Below are 2,843 nucleotides of genomic sequence, written 5' to 3' on the forward strand. Positions count from 1 at the left end.
CTTCTCGAGCTGCGCCAGGCGCTTCTGGTTCGCCACGTAGTCCTCCTGCTGCGCGACGAGCTGACGCAGGCGGTTGGCGCGGTAGGTGGAGTAGTTGCCCTCGTAGGACTGGAGGCGGCCGTCCTCCAAGTGCAGTATGCCCTGCACGACGCGGTCGAGCAGGTAGCGGTTGTGCGAGACCATCAGGAGGGCGCCCCGGAAGCGCACGAGGAAGTCCTCCAGCCAGGCCACGCCCTCGTAGTCGAGGTGGTTCGCCGGCTCGTCCAGCAGGAGCAGGTCCGGCTCGGCCAGCAGCGCCTCGGCCATGCCGAGCACGTTCTTCTCGCCGCCGGACAGCGAGCCCACCTTCTGTTCGGCCCGACCGGCCAGGCCGAGGGCATCCAGCATCGCCTCGGCGCGCTGCGGAAACCCATGCCCTCCGATGCGTTCGAACGCGTCCGACGCCCGCTGATACGACCGCAAGGCCGCGTCCAGTTCGTCCTCGGCGGCCTCAGAGAGCCGAAGCTCCTGTTTGCGCAGGGCCTCGCTCAGCCGGTCGTGCTCGCGCAGGATGCACTGGGACACTGTCAGGTCATCGCCGTACTCGACGTGCTGAGGCACATAACCGATGCGGACGCCGCGGGGGGTCACCGCGTTGCCGTCGTTTGGTTCTTCCTGCCCCACGAGGATGCGGAGGATCGTCGTCTTGCCCGCGCCGTTCGGGCCGATCAGCCCCAGCTTCTGTCCGCTGCCGATCTGGAAGCTGACGCCGCGCAAAACGGTCTGCGGGCCGTAGGTCTTGGTGACGTTCTGGAAGTTCGCAAGCAACATGGGGCCAACTCCGACGCCCAAAACAGAAGAAGCCACGGTTCCCCGCGGCTTCGGCGGCAAGGCTCATGCGCAGCCACGGGGAATCGACGGAGCGGAAGCGCCAGCACATGGCGGGCGTACGTACAGGCCCACCACCTGCCCGCTCGTGCTTCCGATGCCGCTAACTCATCCCCGTGGCTCCCGACAGACGAAAAGGCGTGCCGACATGGTACGCGGTCCCTGCGCCGCCGTCAAGGCGGATCCGGACGAACACGGACACGCACGGCCCCCTCCAGCGTGGCGCACACAGTTCCACGCGGTCCGTGTCTGTCCGTGCCGGCCCGTGTGCGTCCGTGCCCGCGGGCCTGGCATCACGTCCTGTGGAACTGTTTGTCCAGTTCCGCGCGCGTCAGGCGGATGGTCGTGGGCCGGCCGTGGGGGCAGGTGTCCGCGTGTTCGGTCTCGTTGCGCTGCTCCAACAGGCGGCGGAGCTGCTCGGGGCCGAGCCGCTGGCCCGCCTTGACGGCGCCCTTACAGGCCATCATCTTGACGATCGTCTCCAGGCGTCCGTCGACCTTCCGCGCGCCGTCCGGCCCCTCCAACTCGTCCATCAGGTCCCGGAAGAACGTGCGCCCATCGAACTTGCCCAGCACCTGCGGGAACGAGCGCACGATGACAGTCCGCTCGCCGAACGGCTCGATCTCCATGCCGAACCGCGCCAGTTCCTCCGCCAGATCCATCACGGCATAGAACTCCGGCTGCGGCAGCTCCACCAGTTCGGGCACGAGCAGGCGCTGACTGGTCAGGGGGCCTTCGGTGAGGCCGGCGCGAATGCGCTCGTAGAGGATCCGCTCGTGCAGGGCGTGCTGATCGATCAGAAGGATGGCGTCGCCGGCCTCTTCGACGATGTAGGAGTCCAGAAGCTGGATGCAGTTGCCGAAGCGTGCGCGCACCTCGGGGGCCGGCACCGGGCCGGCGGGGCGCGGGGGCGGCGGCATCGGCCGGGACGGGGGCGCGGCGTGCGGGCCGCCGGAGGAGCGGGCACGGACGCCGGCCGGCGGCTGCGTCGGGGCGGGGCGCTGGAAGAAGTCCGTGATCGCCTGCCGCACCGCCTCCCCGTGTCCGGCCGCCGCGGGAGGCGCGTCCGCGCTCAGGGTGACTTGAGGCGTCAGGCTCGCGCCGCGCAGGGCCTCGCGGATGCCGCGCAGCACCTCGGCGTGGACCTGGCGCGAGTGCCGGAACTTCACCTCCATCTTCGTCGGATGCACGTTCACGTCGACCAGCGCGGGGTCCATCGTCAGGAACAGGAAGCAGACCGGGCGGCGTCCGGACGTCATCAGGCCGGAGTAGGCCTCGCCGATCGCGTGCAGGAGGGTCGCGTCGCGCACGCACCGGCCGTTGACGTAAGTGTACTGCATCTTCGCCGTGCGGCGGTCCACGAAGGGCGGCAGCACGTAGCCCTCGATCTCCAGCGACTCGGCGCGCACACGGAAGGGGATCAGGTGGTCGGCGATCTCGCGCCCGAAGAACTCGCCGATCCGCTGCGCGCGATCGGCCGCCGGCGGCAGGTTGAAGATGCCCCGCCCGTTGTGCGTGAGCACGAAGTGGAGGCGGTGCCGCTCCAGCGCCAGGCGCGTGGCCGCCTCGGTGACGTGCGCCATCTCCGTGGCCGTCGTCTTGAGGAACTTCTTGCGCACCGGCACGTTGTAGAACAGGTTGCGCACCTCGACCTGCGTGCCGACCGGCGCGCCGCAGGCCTTCACCGGGCTGACCACGCCCGCCTGCATCTGCACCTCGTGTCCCGAATCGCTGTCGGCCGTGCGGGAGACGATGCGTGCGTCGGATACCGAGCCGATGCTGGCCAGCGCCTCGCCCCGAAAGCCCATCGTGCGCACGCGGAACAGGTCGTCGTCGTCGGACAGCTTGCTGGTCGCATGGCCCACGAAGGCCAGCGCCAGGTCGTGGGCGTCCATGCCGCAGCCGTCGTCCACGACGCGCACCAGGTCTGCCCCGCCGTTCTCCAGGTGCAGCTCGATCCGGCCCGCGCCGGCGTC

The 2,843-nt window shown here is 69.8% G+C and carries 2 protein-coding genes; both read right to left on the reverse strand.

Annotated elements, in window-relative coordinates:
- Positions 1–810, reverse strand: an 810-nt coding sequence (locus GXY85_05505) for an ABC-F family ATP-binding cassette domain-containing protein (protein ID NLW50286.1), incomplete at its 3' end; no start/stop codon positions are given.
- Positions 811–1,160: 350 nt separating this feature from the next.
- Positions 1,161–2,843 (reverse strand): DNA mismatch repair endonuclease MutL (locus GXY85_05510; protein NLW50287.1); only part of this gene is annotated, 1,683 nt, incomplete at its 5' end.

The organism is Candidatus Brocadiaceae bacterium, assembly GCA_012728835.1.
Lineage (GTDB): Bacteria > Planctomycetota > Brocadiia > SM23-32 > SM23-32 > JAAYEJ01.